This window comes from Curtobacterium sp. ODYSSEY 48 V2, from assembly GCF_023712625.1.
Taxonomy (GTDB): Bacteria; Actinomycetota; Actinomycetes; order Actinomycetales; family Microbacteriaceae; genus Curtobacterium.
Map to the genome: position 1 here is coordinate 31569 of NZ_JAMAXX010000008.1, position 15405 is coordinate 46973.

Below are 15405 nucleotides of genomic sequence, written 5' to 3' on the forward strand. Positions count from 1 at the left end.
CGGGTCAGTGCGCGCGGAGTTCGTCGAGGAACTCGTCGACCATGTGCAGCTGCTCCTGGAGGCGCCCTCGTCGTGTCTCAGCGTCCCGGATGAACGCAGCGACCCGCGAACGGACCGCGGTCAGGTCGACGTCGGGCTGCGCTTCGTCGAGCATCTTCACCGCGTCCACCAGGATCCCGGCCTCCCCGAGGGAGAACCCGAGCGGTTTCATCCGCCGCACCATCAGGAGTCGGGCGACGTCGTCCTCGGAGTACAGGCGGAACCCGCCTTCGGTGCGGCCGGACGGGTGCAGCACCTCGGCGGCGTCGTAGTCGCGGATCGTCTTCACACTCAATCCGGTGCGCTCGGAGACCTCGCCGATGTGCATCAGGTACTCGTTCGACATCGTCACGTCGTCACCCTCCACTTGCGCAACAACCCTTCCGTTGCGTTAGAGTCGAACCATACCAACCTTCCCGCAACGGAAGGGTTGGGCCTGGCCGGACGCTCTGCCGCCGCCGGCCGTGCGCGATGACGCGCCCCACGACAGCTCTCGCGGGCGCAGCGCCCGCACCCCCATCCGAAGGAGACCCGTGACCACCGTCACGCAGTCGGTGCCCGTCCAGGTGCACCACAGCCCCACCGTCCTGTCCGCACTGCGGAACCCGAAGATCCTGCTCCGTGAGGTCCTGGCCGGCCTCGTCGTCGCCCTCGCCCTGATCCCCGAGGCGATCTCGTTCTCGATCATCGCCGGGGTCGACCCCCGCGTCGGCCTGTTCTCGGCGTTCGTGATGGCTGTCGTCATCTCCTTCGTCGGCGGCCGCGCCGCGATGATCACCGGCGCCACCGGAGCCATCGCCCTCGTCGTCGCCCCCGTCGTCGAGGAACACGGCCTCGACTACCTCATCGCCACCGTCCTCCTCGGCGGGATCTTCCAGCTCGTCCTCGGTGGGCTGGGCGCGGCGAAGCTCATGCGGTTCGTGCCCCGGTCCGTGATGGTCGGCTTCGTCAACGCGCTCGCGATCCTGATCTTCACCGCGCAGCTGCCGAACATCATCGGCGTCTCCTGGCTCGTCTGGCCGATCGCCGCCGCTGGCATCGCGATCATCGTCCTGCTGCCACGCCTCACGAAGGCGATCCCTGCACCCCTGGTCGCGATCGTCGTCCTGACCCTGGTGACCGTGTTCGCGTCGATCGCCGTCCCGACCGTCGGCGACGAGGGCAAGCTGCCCGACAGCCTCCCGACCCTGTTCATCCCGAACGTCCCGGTGAACCTCGAGACGCTCACGATCATCGCCCCGTACGCCCTCGCCATGGCGCTCGTCGGGCTGCTCGAGTCGCTGATGACCGCGAAGCTCGTCGACGAGGTCACCGACACCGGTTCCCGCAAGACCCGCGAAGCCCTCGGGCAGGGCGTCGCGAACATCGCCTCGGGCCTCTTCGGCGGCATGGGCGGCTGCGCGATGATCGGCCAGACGATGATCAACGTCAAGGCCTCCGGCGCTCGGACCCGCATCTCGACGTTCCTGTCCGGCGTGTTCCTGCTGGTCCTCGTCGTCGGGCTCGGCGACGTCGTCGCGATCATCCCGATGGCAGCCCTCGTCGCCGTCATGGTGATGGTGTCGGTCGGGACCTTCGACTGGCACAGCATCAAGCCCTCCACGCTCAAGCGGATGCCGGTCGGCGAGACGATCGTCATGGTCCTCACCGTCGTGATCGTCGTCGCCACCGACAACCTCGCCATCGGTGTGATCCTCGGTGTGATCGCCGCGATGGTCGTCTTCGCCCGCCGCGTCTCCCACTTCACCAACGTCTCGCGGAGCATCGAGACGCTCCCGACCGGTGAACAACACGCGCTGTACACCGTCGAGGGTGAGCTGTTCTTCGCCTCCTCCAACGACCTCACCACCCAGTTCGACTACTCGGACGACCCCGAGCTCGTGATCATCGACATGACCAGGTCGCACGTGTGGGACGCCTCCACCGTCGCCGCGCTCGACTCGATCGAGACGAAGTACCACCAGCACGGCAAGCGGGTCGAGATCCGCGGCATGAACGACGCCAGCCGGGCCTTCCACGGCCGCCTCGCCGGCAACCTCGGCGCCGGCCACTGAGGCCTCTCCGACCTCCGCCCGGCCCCGACCCGGGGCACCGAGTGAACGGGCGGAGCAGCGAGGCCGGTTCCTGATCCACCGGCTTCGCGGCGGGCACCGTCACGTCGTCCACGGACGGTGCCCGCACCTCACGTCCACGGGAGCCAGCTGTGCCGAAACCACCCACCATCCACGACGTCGCCGCCGCCGCGCACGTGTCACACCAGACCGTGTCCCGCGTCCTCAACGGCGCCACCAACGTCCGACCCACGACCCGCTCGCGCGTCGAACACGCGATCCAGGCGCTCGACTACACCCGCGATGACCAAGCCGCAGCACTCGCCCGCCGCCCGCGGCGACGGACGACCGACTGACGACGGTCCCCCCCCTGACGCCCACGGCCCCTCCGGCAACTCGCCGTCAGGGGCTGTTCGTGGCTCAGCACGGTGTCGTCCGGATCGACGCGTTGCTCGTTGACCGGCGAGACGTGCGGTGGGAGGCTCGCTCGATGCGAGGGAGTGAGCGAGCGCTGATGCTCCGGCCCACCACGCCTGACGACCTCCTCGAGGTGCGGGCACTGTTCCGCGATCCGGCGTTCGAGGGATGGGGCGGGCCTGGGTTCCGGTCCGACTCGCAGCTCCGGGAGAAGTACGTGGGCGCTCGTCTCCCGGACGTCGAGTGCTTCCTCGTCGAGGTCGACGACCGAGTGGTCGGCTTCACGCAGTTGTACGCGGATGGATCGGGCGCCGGTACGGACCTCATCCTGCTGCCCGCGGAGCGTGGTGCGGGTGTCGGTCGACAGGTGGTCGAGGCCCTGCTCGAGCGGGTCCGGGCGAGCGGCAGGACCCACTTCGTGGTCGACCCGTCACCCGAGGACCGCGGTGCGGTCGCGTTCTGGCGAGCTGTCGGCTTCCGAGGCCGAGGCACCATGGCGTACCCGCTCCAGGAGACGGACGAGCAGCAGAACGTGGTGAGGTGAGGTCGTGCGCATCCGATCAGTGGCAGTCGTCGTCCGTGACGAGCGGGTGCTCGTGATCGAGCGACGCAAGGACGGGCGGAGCTACTGCGTGCTCCCCGGTGGTGGCGTCGAAGCGGGCGAGGACCTCCGTGCGGCCTGCCGCCGTGAGCTGCTCGAGGAGACCGGGCTCGACGGTCACGTGGGCGACCTGCTCGACGTCCCCGTGGAGAGCGACACACCTGCCGTGTACTTCACGGTGCGGGTGAGCTCCGCGGAGCTGTCGCTCGGAGGCCCGGAGCTGCAGCGTGCCTCGGAGCGCAACGAGTACGCCCCGACCTGGATCGCCGCGACGTCGCTCGACGACGTGCACCTCGTGCCCGCTGAGGCGGTACAGGCGGTACGCCTCGTCCTGCGCGCCACCTCGCCATCGTCCGAGCCGCTTCGGTAGCCGACCGCCCAGCGGACGGTTCAGCCGTCGGGGCTGCGCCGGGCCAGGTCGTTGCGACGGGAGAAGTCCTCGAGGGCCGCACGGTCCGGCAGGAGGACCTTCGGTCGTCCGAACTCGTCGAAGGCGTGTCGGTACCGGAGCCGGTTCGTCCTGGCGGGTCCGAGTATGAACCGGATCATCTCCATGCGGAGACGGTCGCGAGTGCCCTCCAGGCTCCCGGCGCGGTCGGGTTCGAAGAGCGTCCGGCGGACGTACCGGACGACGCTCGCTGCCGGCGAGGCATCCAGGACCACCAGGCCCGTCGCCCGCCGGAGCCGCTCGGGGAGCCAGCGGGACTAGTTGCCGTCGATGACCCACCGATCGGTGCGCACCACCTCGTCGTGCATCAGCTCGAACTCGTCGTCCGGGCGCTCGACCCACTGTGTCCCGGGCAGGTGCCGGTACTGGTCCAGATGGATCACCGGAAGGGAACGGACTCGGCCGACGGCCGCCGCGAGGGTCGACTTGCCGCTGTTCGACGGCCCCAGGATGCAGATCCGCTGGCCGAGGTCGTCGAGGTCCATGTCGCGAGTCTTCCACGGGCACGTCGACGGTCCGGCTGCCCTGGATCGTCGGTGATCACCCGTCGGGCAGTCCCCGGTCGACCCTGCCCCGTACGGTGGACGGGTGTCATCGTCGCTCCGCAGCCCGGGGACCTCGCGTCCGAAGCTCCTCACCGTCACGTACGTCGTCGTGACCGGTGCCCGCAAGTGGCTCGCTCGCGGACTGACGCAGCTCGGCTGGCGCCCGGCCCTGCTGCCGTACTCCGGCTACGCCGACGCGCAGCAGGGCCGTGTCCTGGCCCGGGTGGTGCTCGCGCCGGCATCGGTCGACCCGGCCGCCCGACGTGGGATCGCCGCATGGCGTCGGCTGCTGACGGTGGAGCGCCCCGACGTCGAGGTCGAGGTCGAGCTCGGCGGCACGACCACGACGGCGATCAGCGACGAGCAAGGGCTCGTGGACGTGAGCGTGGCGCTCGAGCACTCGTCGGGGTCTGCTCCCGAGGACGCCGTCCTGCGGCTGCCGGGGCGAGCGCCGACCCGTGTGCCGATCCACGCCGTCGCAGGCGGGTCACACCGGGGCGTCGTCTGCGACATCGACGACACCGTGTGGGTCACGGGCATGTCGAACCCGCTCGCAGCCGCCCGACGGACGTTCTTCGGCAGGAGTGCGACGCGGAAGGCCGTCCCCGGCATGGCCGAGCTCGTGCAGGACGTCGTCCGTGGTCAAGGTCAGCCGACGGTCGTCTACGTCAGCAACGGTCCGTGGAACTTCGCGGGGATCGCCTCGCGGTTCCTGCAGCGCAACGGGTTCCCGGCCGGCACGCTGCTCATGACGGACTGGGGGATCACGCCGACGCACTGGTTCCGGGACGGGAAGGAACACAAGCGGTCCTCCCTCCTCCGGCTGCGCGAGGACCTGCCCGACGTCTCCTGGGTGCTCATCGGCGACGACGGCGAACACGACCCCGAGCTCTACTCGGCCTTCGCCCGCGACCACCACGACGCGGTCGCAGCGATCGCCATCCGTGAGGTGCAGGAGTCCACGTCGGGGCGTGAGCAGGTGACGCTGGTGCACGGCGTGCCCGTCGTCCGGGGCCGCGACGGGAACGCGCTGCTGCCGTTGCTGCGCCGAGCGCTCGAGCAGTGACCGGCAGGACGGCGACGTGGACGACTCCACCCGGCTCCTGCGACTCCTGACCCCCGAGCAGTCGTGGACCGCGGTCGTCGACCTCCTCGGACACCTGGGCTGGGTGCGCTGCGGCACGGGGGACTGGGCACAGGCGTTCCGATCGCCGTCCGGCCGACTCGCTGCCCGGATCAGCCCATTCGACCCCGCCGGGCCGTACTCCGCGATGCTCTACCGACTGGCCGCACACACCCGCCAGGTGCCCGCGCTGGTCCACCACCGCGTGCTCGACGGCGGAGCCGACCTCACCGTCATGGAGTACCTGGAACCGGTCTCCGTCGCGATCGGCGCACGCTTCCACCAGGCGCTCGCCGGTCGGGAGCCGTCCGTCGCCGTGCTGGCGGACGTGATCGACAAGGTGCACGCGCGCGGTGCCGCCGAGCAGCCGTGGTGGGGGCCGCTCGACGACAACCCCGCCAACGTCATGCGGGGCTCGGACGGGAGACTCGTCGTCGCCGATCTCTTCTACGCCGACGGACCGGTGCTCTACGCCGCCGCGCGGACGGACCCGGACCGGATCGCGCGCGACTACCCCGAGCACCGTCGGCGGCACATGACCGAGCTGCCGCTGGCGAGCTCGGGCGGCTGGCCGCCCGGGGACGCCGAGGAGATCCGGGCGCTGCTCGCCGACGTGGACGCGCGTGCAGCGGCGCCCCGGTGAGGAACGACGCGCGGTGCGGAGCACGTTGCTCCTGCCGTTGCGTCATGTGGTCTGCTCGGAGCACGTCCCGTCCCGTCGCACCCTGGAAGGTCCGCCGTGCACTCGTTCCCTGTCCCGCCCCGCCACGTCCTGATCGGTGACGCCGCAGCGTTCGTCGGCACCACACCGCGGGCGATCCGGCACCACCACCAACTCGGCCTGCTCCCCGAGCCCGATCGGGGGAGCGACGGTCGGCGTCGGTACGGATCGGCAGACCTCACCCGACTCCTCTGGATCCGGCGGATGGCCGACGCAGGCCTCGCGCTCGAGGACATCCGGGATGCGTTCGACGGCGCCGCCCCGAGCACCCTGGACGACGACGGAGCGGTCACGAGCGTCCTCGGCCGCCTCGAGGACAACCTCGCCGAGCAGGAGGCCGCCCTGCAGCGGAAGCGCGCCGCGGTGCGTCGGATGCGCGCGCTCGGCAGTCGCCTCGGCCTGCTCCACGACGTCGTCGCACGCCGGCTCGAGGAGGCGCCGGCGGGGGCACTCCGGACCGACGACCTCGACACGCTGCTCGTCACCGAGCGCATCTTCGGCCCGCTCGGAGCGGTCGCGCAGGCCGGCCGGTTCCTCGCCCTCGCACGGGACCCGGCCCTGCGCGCCGAGTCGGACCGCGTCGACGCTGCCGAGGCGGCGCTCGACGACACCGTGGCGGTCGATGACCCGCGCGTCGCGCAGGTCGCCACCGAGCGGCACGCCTTCGAGACCACCCTGATGCGGGTCATCGAGGAGTCCGGGCAACCGGAGGAGGACGACGCGCTCTTCGACGCCTGGGACGAGGGCCACCGAGCGGAGGACGACGGGACCGCAGCGGCCGCCGGAGGTCGAGCCACGAAGGCAGCGGCGGTGATCGCGCGCATGCCCTACGACCTCTCGCCGGCACGACTCCGGGCGATGGAGCTCGCCCTGCAGCTCGGGATCGCCCCGGACGAGCCTGAACAGGACTCGACGGACCGCCCGTAGGGTCGTGCGCATGCTCGACCTGCAGGTCGCTCCGAACGGGGACGTCGATCACCCCGCGATGCCGCGGACCCCCGAGCAGATCGCCGCCGATGCCGCCGCCTGCGTCCGCGCCGGAGCGACGCTGCTGCACCTCCACGTCTTCGACGACGACGGGCAGGAGACCCTCGGAGGCGTCCACGTCGCCCGGGTGCTCCGTGCGGTGCGCGCCGTGTGCCCCGGGACGCCGATCAACCTCACCACCTTCGCGGCCGTCGTCCCCGATCCCGCAGAGCGCCTCCGGCTCGTCGAGTCGTGGACCGACCTCCCCGACCTGGTGGCGGCGAACCAGGGAGAGACCGGGATCGACGAGGTCAGCGCCGTCCTCGCCGCCCGCGGAGTCGCCGTCGAGGCGTGCGTGCTCAGCGTGGACGACGTCCGGGTCTTCCTGCGCCGCGGTGGGTGGGCGCACTTCGCCAGGCTCGTGGTCGAGCCACTGGAACCCGTGCTCGCCGACGCCCTGTCCCTGTCGGAGGAGATGGAGGCCTTGCTGTCGACCGAGGACGTCCGGCTCCCGCAGCTGCACCACGGCGTCGGTGCGGCCTCGTGGGGCATCATGCGTCGAGCCGTCGCGAACGGGCACGCCATCCGCACGGGGTTCGAGGACACGGTGCACCTCGAGGACGGGTCACGGGTGGAGTCGAACACCGAACTCGTGCGCGCCGCCGCGGCCCTCAGGTCCGCCGGCGAGCCACGTGCCAGCGCGACCGGCTAGCGCCTCGGGCCGTCGCGGAGCTGCGCCCGGTACGTGCCCGGTGCCGTCCCGCAGGCCCGGGTGAAGTGCGCGTAGAAGCTCGACTGCGACCCGAAGCCCGCCGCGTGCGCGATCTCCGAGATCGTCAACGAGGTGGTCGCGAGCAACCGCTGCGACTCGGCGACCCGGCAGCGCGTCAGGTACTCGAGGATCGTCGCGCCGACGTCCTGACGGAACACCGTCATCGCGTAGTGCGGGTGCAGGTGCGCCGCGGCAGCGACGTCGGCGACGTCGATCGGGTCCCGGAACCGGTCGACGACGAACCGCACCATGTCGATCACCCGGTGCATCGCGTCCGCTGTGCCGTGTCCGTCCTCGGCGCGCAGGGCGAGGGCGTCACGGTGGTGGCGGAGGAGCCGCCGGACGAGCGCCTGGGCCTCGAGGTTCGCGATCACCTCGGCGCCGTCGTCCGCGAAGTCCCGCTGCCACGACCCCAGCATCGACTCGACGTCCCGACCGGCGGCAGCCGTGGGCACGACGACGGGCCGGTTGAGGAGCATGGCGCCCAGGTCGTGGTCGGGCAGCCCCCACGCCAGGACCTCGCCGAGCGGGATGTGCACCCAGCGGAACTGCCCGGTCCCGGTCGCGTCGCCGACGAGCTGGTGGGGTGTCCACCCCCAGAAGAGTGCGATCTCCCCGGCGTGGACGCTCACGGGCGCACCGCCGAACCGGTAGTCCAGCCGCCCCTCGAGGACGAGGTTGATCTCGAGGTCGTCGTGCCGGTGCGACGACGCCATGAGCGGCGCCGGGCCGCGATGGCTCCAGTACGCCGCTTCCACCGTCTCCACGTCGAGCACACCGCGAGCCTACGACAGCGCACCGCCCGACCGGCAGGGCCGGCACCGCCCGCTCGGCCGGGCGGGCACCCGTCGGGGAGCAGCCCGTCCGAGGATCCTGGAACCCTCCCGTCCGAAGCCGGAGGACCCGGGGGAGCCTCGCTTCCTAGCGTGACGACATGACCAAGATCACCATCATCGGCGCCGGCGGCTTCGTCTTCCCCTTCCGCCTCATCGGCGACCTCGTGAGCTTCCCCGCACTGCAGGACGCGACCCTGCACCTCATGGACCTCGACGCGGGCAGGGTCGCCCGCACCGCGACGGCCGCACGCGAACTCGTGGCCCACCACGGGCTCGGGGTCGAGGTCCTCGAGACCACCGACCGGCGCGAAGCCCTCGACGGCGCCGACGTCGTCATCATCACGTTCCAGGTCGGCGGGGTCGAGTCGTACCGGTGGGACGTCGAGATCCCGCGGAGGTACGGCATCGACCAGGCGGTCGGCGACACCGTCGGCCCCGGCGGCGTCTTCCGGTTCCTCCGGTCCGTCCGCGCCTACGAGGACATCGCCCGTGACGCCCTCGAGCTCTGCCCGGACGCCCAGTTCATCAACTACGCCAACCCGATGGCGATGGCGACGGCGTTCCTCAACGCGAAGGGCCTGCGCACCGTCGGGCTGTGCCACAGCGTGCAGGGGACGACGCGGATGCTCGCCCGGACCCTCGACGTGCCGTACGACGAGGTCGAGTTCGTCAGCGCCGGCATCAACCACCAGGCCTGGATCCTCGAGTTCCGACGCCGGGGCGGCGAGGACCTGTACCCGCGCCTCCGCGAGGTCATGTCCGCGAAGCACCGGCGGGGGACCGCGGCGTCCGACCTGCACGACGACGACGGTGACCACAGCGAGGCCGCCGTCGCCGCGAGCAACTACGAGGGTGGGAACGAACAGGTCCGCACCGAGCTGATGCGGTCCTTCGGGTACTTCGAGACCGAGTCCAGCCACCACGCGAGCGAGTACGTCCCGTACTTCCGGAAGGACCCGGAGACCGTGCTCGAGTACATCCCGGAGCGCTGGGACTACTACGAGATCTGCCTCGCGCACGACGAACAGGGCGACGTGGACGCCCAGCTCGAGAAGCTCAAGGCCGACCTGTCGCCGAGCGTGGAGTACGGCGCGTCCATCGTCAACGCGATCGTCACCGGCGTCCCCGCGGTCGTGTACGGCAACGTGCCGAACAGCACGGGCGTCATCCAGAACCTGCCGTCCGACGCCTGCGTCGAGGTCGCGTGCCTGGTCGACGGCAAGGGCGTGCAGCCGACGTCGTTCGGCGAACTCCCGCCCCAGCTCGCCGCGCTCAACCGCACGAACACCAACGTGCAGACGCTCGCCGTGCGCGCCGCACTCACGGGGGACGTGGCACACGTGCACCACGCGGTCGCGCTCGACCCGTTGACCGCAGCGCACCTGACCCTCGACCGGATCGCCGCGATGACCGACGAACTCCTGCACGCGCACGCCGCGCTGCTGCCCGAGTCCCTGCGTCCGGCGTCGGCGGTCACCCCCGGTGCGCCCGCGGGAGCCGACCGGGAGGCTCGTCCCGCGCTCGTCTGACCCCGCACGCCCGGCGCGGGGCCACCGTCCCCGCGCCGGCGCGGCCACCCGTCGGGTCGCGACCGCCGCACCGGTCGCGACCCCTCCACGCGGGGCGCGACGACGCGCCCGCGCAGGCCGCGCCTCCCGTCCGAACGCACACGGCACCACGACCTCGAAGGAGAGGACCATGCCGACCCGACCATCCCCCCAGCTGGCCAGACGGGGGTTCCTCGCGCTCGCCGGCATCTCCATGGCCGGCGCACTCGCGGCCTGCGCGGGGCAGGGGACCGCCGCGCACGGCGGCACCAAGCACATCCGCCTGTCGACCTGGAACATCCCGACCGACATCACCAGCTACCAGGCGATCGCCGACGAGTTCGTCGCCACGCACCCCGGCACGAGCGTCGCCGTCGAGGTCACGACGGGCCAGTTCCACCAGTGGTTCATCACCCGCCTCGCCGCCGACCTCGCCCCGGACATCATCCGGATCACCCCGCAGCAGATCGGTCGGTACGCCGCCAACGGCAGCCTGGTCGACATCAGCGGGCAGGTTCCCGCCGACTACCGGGCCGACTACACGGACCCGTTCTGGGCGATCGGCGCTCGGAACGACGGCGTCTACGGGGTGTTCCAGCACACCGACAACTTCATCACCTACTACAACCGCACCGTCATGGAACGCATCGGCGTCACGCCGCCGACCGCCGTCGCGGACGCCTGGACGTGGGACGAGTTCCTCGACGTCGCCCGCGAGGTCAAGCAGGTCACCGGGAAGTACGCCTTCGGCTACGGCTGGAGCGGACCGGAGACCGCGTACCGGTGGCTGCCCTTCGTGTACCAGAACAGCGGCGCCTTCCTCGGCGAGGACGGAGCGACCCCGTCGATGGACACCCCCGAGGCGATCGGTGCCCTCGAGTTCGGACGGAAGTGGTACGCCGAGGGCCTCGCCACCACGGGCAACCTCAGCAAGACCGGCGGCGGCGACGTCGCCCGGAACCTCTTCATGACGGGGCAGATCGGGATGATGCTCAACAACCCCGAGCCGATGGCACAGCTCGACGAGGAGATGCCCGACGACTGGGGCACCGCGCCGATGGTGCGCAACACCGGCGAGGCGAGCGACCTGGGCGGGAACGCCCTGGCGGTCACCAAGTCGAGCCGGTACCCGGAGCTCGCAGCGGAACTCGTCGTGATGATCACGAGCCGGGCGAACGTCGAACGCTTCTGCCACGACGGCAACTGGCTGCCGGCTCGGAAGTCCCTCGACGCCGCCGACATCGGGTACGCGACCCACTCCGACACCATGCAGCAGTTCATCGACCAGGGCGCGACGATCCCCCTGTCGATGGTGAAGGCCGAGAGCGGGCAGTACTTCGCATCGCTCAACGCGGTCTTCGCCGACTACCTCGACCTGTGTCTCCTCGGGCAGCTCAGCCCGGAGGACGCAGCAGACCAGATGATGGGGGCGATGCGCAGTGTCACTGCGAACTGAGACCGCGCCGGTGCACCCGGCGACGACCAGGCCGCCGACCGGCGGGCTCCGCGCCGGACGGCCCACCCGGTCGCGACGGGGCCGCTTCGTCCCGTACGTCTTCGTCGGTCCCGCGGGACTGCTCTTCCTGGCGTTCTCGCTCGTCCCGATCGTCATCGCGGTCCTGCTGAGCCTGCGCGACAGCAGCACCTCGATCGGCGACGGGGAGTGGATCGGGGGCGGCAACTTCGTCTCCATGGGCTCGGACCCGTTGATCGTGACCGCGCTGCGGAACACGCTCGTGTTCACGATCGGGACCGTCCCGACGTCGATGGCGATCGGACTCGCGCTCGCCGTGGCGCTCAACCGACCGCTGCCGGGTCGCGGGGTCTTCCGTGCGCTGTTCTTCGTCCCGATGGTCGCCGCGGGCGTGGTCGTCGGCGTCGTCATGTCGTGGATCTTCAACGGCGACTACGGCGTGGTGAACAACCTGCTCGAAGCCCTCGGGCTGGGACGGTCGCCGTGGTTGACCGCTCCCGGATGGGCGATGGCCACGCTGGTGATCGTCGTGGTGTGGACCCGCATCGGGTTCTGCATGGTGATCTACCTCGGTGCGCTGCAGTCCGTCCCCGCCGAGCTCAAGGAGGCCGCGGCGATCGACGGGGCGTCCCGCTGGGCCCGGTTCCGGACGATCACGTGGCCGCTCCTCCGACCGACCACGTCGATCCTCACGATCCTCAACGTGGTGTTCTCGCTGCAGGCGTTCGACGTCATCTACGTGATGACCGGCGGCGGTCCGGGCTTCTCCACCACCGTGCTCATCCAGTACGTGTTCCGGTCGGCGTTCATCGACGCCCGGATGGGCTACGCGGCAGCCCTCGGACTGGTGCTGGTCGCGATCCTGCTCGTGTTCACGCTGCTGCGGCAGCGGGCCGACCGCAAGGCGGAGGAGGTGCTCTGATGGCCGTCCTGGAGACCCGTGGTCGTTCGGCCGCACCGCGCGCCCGGAGACGTCACCGCCCGCGTCGGTGGTTGCTCGTCGCCGTCCTCACCGCACTGGCGGTCGTGATGGTGTTCCCGCTGTACTGGATGGTGGTGTCTGCGCTCACGCCCGGAGGGCAGTCGCAGAGCGGCTCGTTCTACCTGTTCCCCGCAGAGCCCTCGTTCGACAACTACGCCCAGGTGTTCAGCACCCAGCCGGTGTGGCGGTGGCTCGGCAACTCGGCGCTCATCACGAGCCTCGGCACCGCGCTGAGCGTCGTCGTGTCGCTCATGGCCGGGTACGCGCTCGCGAAGTTCCGGTTCCTCGGCCGCGGTCTGCTCTACGCCGCGTTCCTCGTCACGATCATGATCCCGATCCAGGTGACGATCGTGCCGAGCTTCCTCGTCGTCGCGAAGATGGGGCTCGTCGACTCCCCGTGGGCGGTGATCCTGCCGACGCTGTTCGACGTCGTCGGGATCTTCATCGCCCGGCAATTCATGCTCGGCGTCCCGGACGCGCTGATGGAGGCTGCTCGACTCGACGGTGCGGGGGAGTTCCAGACGTTCTTCCGCGTGGTGCTGCCGTCGTGCGGGCCGCTGGTCGGTGTCCTCGTCATCCTCGGCTTCATGACCCGGTGGAACGACTTCCTCTGGCCGCTCGTCGTGCTGCAGGGCAACGAGAACCTCACCGTGCCGGTGGCGCTCTCGACCCTGACGAACAACCCGGCGTTCAGCTCCCCGTGGGGGGCCGTGATGGCGATCGCGACGGTGACCGTGCTCCCGTTGCTGGTGGTGTTCCTGGCCTTCCAGCGGCAGTTCGTGCAGGGCATCGCGTCGACCGGCATCAAGTAGGACCGGTGTCGGTGCCGCCCCCGCAGCGTGGCACCGACACCGTCCCGCCGCCCGGTCGGCCAGTCGTCAGGACCCCGCTGTCTCGAGCATCGCGAGCACGTGCGGCGCGCTCCACCGGAACAGCGCGTCCGACGGCGGCGACGCGAGGTCCTCGCCCCAGATCGCGACCGCCGCGCCCGACATCGGTGCGGCGAGCCGCGACCCGGAGTCACCGTCCCACGTCCGCAACGACCAGTGGGCCCGGAGGTCGGCCGCCGTGTACGCACTGTCGGCGGGGTCGAGGTCGGTCGGCACCTCGTACAGGTAGTAGGAGTCGTAGTTCAGCAGGTCGGTCCCCACCGCCGCCAGGTCGTCCGCGCCGGCTCGGTGGGCTCGGCGGTCGCGGCGCTCCGCCGGGTCCTCGGTGTCGCCGTCGAAGCTCCAGTACGTGACGTGGATGCGCGGGTCCAGCCGTCCGACGACGGCCCGGTCGATGCCGTCGTTCCAGGCCCAGACCTCCCGGTCACCGACGGCGGCGGCCATCGTGTTCAACCACCCGACCCGCTGGGCCGCCGTGGCGTCGTCGCCCCACTCGTCGCCGCCGATGTGCACGGTGCGGCTGGCCGGGAAGGTCCGGGTCACCTCGCGCAGCAGGTCTGCGGCGAGGCGGGCACTCGCCGGCGCCGTCACGTCGAGTTCGCTCTCGTCGGCTCGGATCCGGTCGACCCAGCGCGCACCGTGCCGGGCCTCGAGCAGGGCGAACGCAGCCGCCATGTGCCCCGGTGTGTCGATCTCGGGCACGATCGTGATGCCGCGCCGTGCCGCGTGGTCGGCGATCTCGCGCGCCTGCGCGGCGCTGAGGAAGGGACGGCCCGTGACCCGGCTGGTCCACACGCCGTCCTCGAGGTCGGCGTTCGCCGTGGTCTGCCCGAGCACCGCACTCTCGATGCCGACGTTCTGGTCGTCGGTCAGGTGCAGGTGCAGGAAGAGCCCACCGTCGTCCGCGAGCAGGTCGACGTACTGCTCGATGAGCGGGACCGGGTAGTACGCGCGAGCGACGTCGAGCATCACCCCGGTGGTCGGTCGTGCGGGTGCGGACCGGCCGGTCCTGACCGAGGCGGCCGACGCCCGGCACCCGGCCGCCGCGTACGCACCGGTGCAGGCGCGGACGGCGTACGTCCCGGCCGGTGCGCGTGCCGGTGCCCGGTGCGACACCCGGACGGTCGTGCTCGCCCCGGCAGCGAGCGACGGGATCCCGACGTGCCCGAGCGTGTACTGCCGGCTGCCGGCGGTCAGCGAGAGCCAGGCGTCGCGGGCCGGCTTGCGGGTCGTCGAGTGGTTCGTGAAGCGCAGCGTCGTCCGGACGGTCGTCCGGGTCGCCGTGACGCTGCTGGTCGCGGTGAGCTTCGTCGCGGTGACGCTGGGGGCGCGCCCCGCGGTGCCGGCTCCGGCAGGGTCGCCGCTCGGCACGAGCGTGTCGACACCCACCAGGACCGCCGCGCACGTGACGATCGTCAGGGCGAGCGCAGCGGCGCGAGCTGCGCGGCGGCGACGCGGGGGTCCGCTCTCCGCGGGTGCCCGCGACCCCTGGCCTTCCTCGTCGGATCCTGCACGCGCCACGACGTCCCACCCCTCGGTCACCGCGCCGTGCACGGGGGTCGTGCTGTGCGGTCCTGCTCCGACCCGGGTCGAGCAGACAGGCCCGACTGTAGCGGAGCGCGGACGCGCTGCGGGCGCTGCAGCCCGCCGAGGGGACGCCGCCCGGTCCCCGCGCGGGGAGACGACCTGCCGGTGACGGACGGGAGGCGCGCGGCGGGACCGCCGCGTTCCTCCCGTCCGGTGCGGTGCGGCACCCCACCGGACCGCACCGCAACGGCGGAGCACCCCGCTACGGAATCCCGCAAGACCGCAATGCGGTTCCCCTGTGCTTGTGGAGCGACACACCCGAGAGTACGTTCAGCCCAACGCTCAGCGTCGGAGTGGGACCACGGTCCCCGATCCGGGCTGGCGACCTGCAGCGACGGGGGGATCCGGCGCTGTCCCGACCCTCTCCGCACCGCTGACCCAGGCGGCTCCCGCGTCACCCTGCGCG

Annotated in this window: 17 protein-coding genes; 12 read left to right on the forward strand and 5 right to left on the reverse strand. The window is 71.3% G+C overall.

The genetic code is table 11. The features are described 5' to 3' along the window. Positions 1-4: 4 nt before the first annotated feature. Complete coding sequence (locus M3666_RS12905; RefSeq protein WP_251155512.1) at positions 5-385, reverse strand: MerR family transcriptional regulator; 381 nt, start codon at positions 383-385, stop codon at positions 5-7. 187 nt (positions 386-572) lie between these two features. On the opposite strand from M3666_RS12905, the gene M3666_RS12910 reads away from it, so the two are divergent. From M3666_RS12910 to M3666_RS12925, 4 genes are all read left to right on the forward strand, one after another. Continuing rightward, positions 573-2093 carry a SulP family inorganic anion transporter gene (locus M3666_RS12910; protein ID WP_251155435.1) on the forward strand — a complete coding sequence of 507 codons (1521 nt, stop codon included), beginning with the start codon at positions 573-575 and terminating at the stop codon, positions 2091-2093. Between the two features lie 149 nt (positions 2094-2242). Then, positions 2243-2446, forward strand: coding sequence for a LacI family DNA-binding transcriptional regulator (locus M3666_RS12915; RefSeq protein ID WP_066654131.1), 204 nt, complete (start codon positions 2243-2245; stop codon positions 2444-2446). 158 nt (positions 2447-2604) lie between these two features. Continuing rightward, the gene (locus tag M3666_RS12920; protein ID WP_209682755.1) at positions 2605-3051 is read left to right on the forward strand and encodes a GNAT family N-acetyltransferase; all 447 of its coding nucleotides are present in this window, start codon (positions 2605-2607) and stop codon (positions 3049-3051) included. A gap of 4 nt (positions 3052-3055) precedes the next feature. Then, positions 3056-3478: an NUDIX domain-containing protein gene (locus M3666_RS12925; RefSeq protein ID WP_209682752.1), complete on the forward strand. Its 423-nt coding sequence runs from the start codon at positions 3056-3058 to the stop codon at positions 3476-3478. Positions 3479-3498: 20 nt separating this feature from the next. Here the strand turns inward: M3666_RS12925 and M3666_RS12930 are convergent, their stop codons facing one another. Together M3666_RS12930 and M3666_RS12935 are read right to left on the reverse strand one after the other, a co-directional pair. Beyond that, a complete protein-coding gene (locus M3666_RS12930) occupies positions 3499-3663 on the reverse strand; it encodes a hypothetical protein (protein ID WP_251155436.1) in 165 nt (54 codons plus the stop codon). A gap of 150 nt (positions 3664-3813) precedes the next feature. Then, positions 3814-4041: a hypothetical protein gene (locus M3666_RS12935; protein ID WP_251155437.1), complete on the reverse strand. Its 228-nt coding sequence runs from the start codon at positions 4039-4041 to the stop codon at positions 3814-3816. A 103-nt stretch (positions 4042-4144) separates the two neighbouring features. Here M3666_RS12935 and M3666_RS17150 point away from each other — a divergent pair, with 103 nt between their 5' ends. The 4 genes from M3666_RS17150 to M3666_RS12955 all read left to right on the forward strand — a co-directional run bounded on the left by M3666_RS17150 (position 4145) and on the right by M3666_RS12955 (position 7623). Then, on the forward strand, positions 4145-5167 hold the full coding sequence (locus M3666_RS17150) for an App1 family protein (RefSeq protein ID WP_209682747.1): 1023 nt from the start codon (positions 4145-4147) through the stop codon (positions 5165-5167). 16 nt (positions 5168-5183) lie between these two features. Then, complete coding sequence (locus tag M3666_RS12945) at positions 5184-5867, forward strand: hypothetical protein (RefSeq protein WP_251155438.1); 684 nt, start codon at positions 5184-5186, stop codon at positions 5865-5867. Between the two features lie 96 nt (positions 5868-5963). Continuing rightward, complete coding sequence (locus M3666_RS12950) at positions 5964-6872, forward strand: MerR family transcriptional regulator (protein WP_251155439.1); 909 nt, start codon at positions 5964-5966, stop codon at positions 6870-6872. A gap of 10 nt (positions 6873-6882) precedes the next feature. After that, positions 6883-7623 carry a 3-keto-5-aminohexanoate cleavage protein gene (locus M3666_RS12955; RefSeq protein ID WP_251155440.1) on the forward strand — a complete coding sequence of 247 codons (741 nt, stop codon included), beginning with the start codon at positions 6883-6885 and terminating at the stop codon, positions 7621-7623. Here M3666_RS12955 and M3666_RS12960 read toward each other — a convergent pair. Then, positions 7620-8459: a helix-turn-helix domain-containing protein gene (locus M3666_RS12960; RefSeq protein ID WP_251155441.1), complete on the reverse strand. Its 840-nt coding sequence runs from the start codon at positions 8457-8459 to the stop codon at positions 7620-7622. The two genes, M3666_RS12955 and M3666_RS12960, sit on opposite strands and share 4 nt — an antisense overlap. Positions 8460-8617: 158 nt before the next feature. On the opposite strand from M3666_RS12960, the gene melA reads away from it, so the two are divergent. The 4 genes from melA (at position 8618) to M3666_RS12980 (ending at position 13334) form a co-directional block, all read left to right on the forward strand. Beyond that, complete coding sequence (melA, locus tag M3666_RS12965; RefSeq protein ID WP_066654137.1) at positions 8618-10048, forward strand: alpha-galactosidase; 1431 nt, start codon at positions 8618-8620, stop codon at positions 10046-10048. Between the two features lie 169 nt (positions 10049-10217). Then, the gene (locus M3666_RS12970; protein ID WP_235426583.1) at positions 10218-11522 is read left to right on the forward strand and encodes an ABC transporter substrate-binding protein; all 1305 of its coding nucleotides are present in this window, start codon (positions 10218-10220) and stop codon (positions 11520-11522) included. Beyond that, positions 11506-12462, forward strand: coding sequence for a carbohydrate ABC transporter permease (locus M3666_RS12975; protein ID WP_209682743.1), 957 nt, complete (start codon positions 11506-11508; stop codon positions 12460-12462). Before M3666_RS12970 ends, M3666_RS12975 begins: the two co-directional genes overlap by 17 nt. Then, positions 12462-13334, forward strand: coding sequence for a carbohydrate ABC transporter permease (locus tag M3666_RS12980; protein WP_245171085.1), 873 nt, complete (start codon positions 12462-12464; stop codon positions 13332-13334). Before M3666_RS12975 ends, M3666_RS12980 begins: the two co-directional genes overlap by 1 nt. Before the next feature lie 66 nt (positions 13335-13400). On the opposite strand, the gene M3666_RS17155 is transcribed toward M3666_RS12980, so the two are convergent. Beyond that, complete coding sequence (locus M3666_RS17155) at positions 13401-14933, reverse strand: family 20 glycosylhydrolase (protein ID WP_251155442.1); 1533 nt, start codon at positions 14931-14933, stop codon at positions 13401-13403. Positions 14934-15405: the final 472 nt, after the last annotated feature.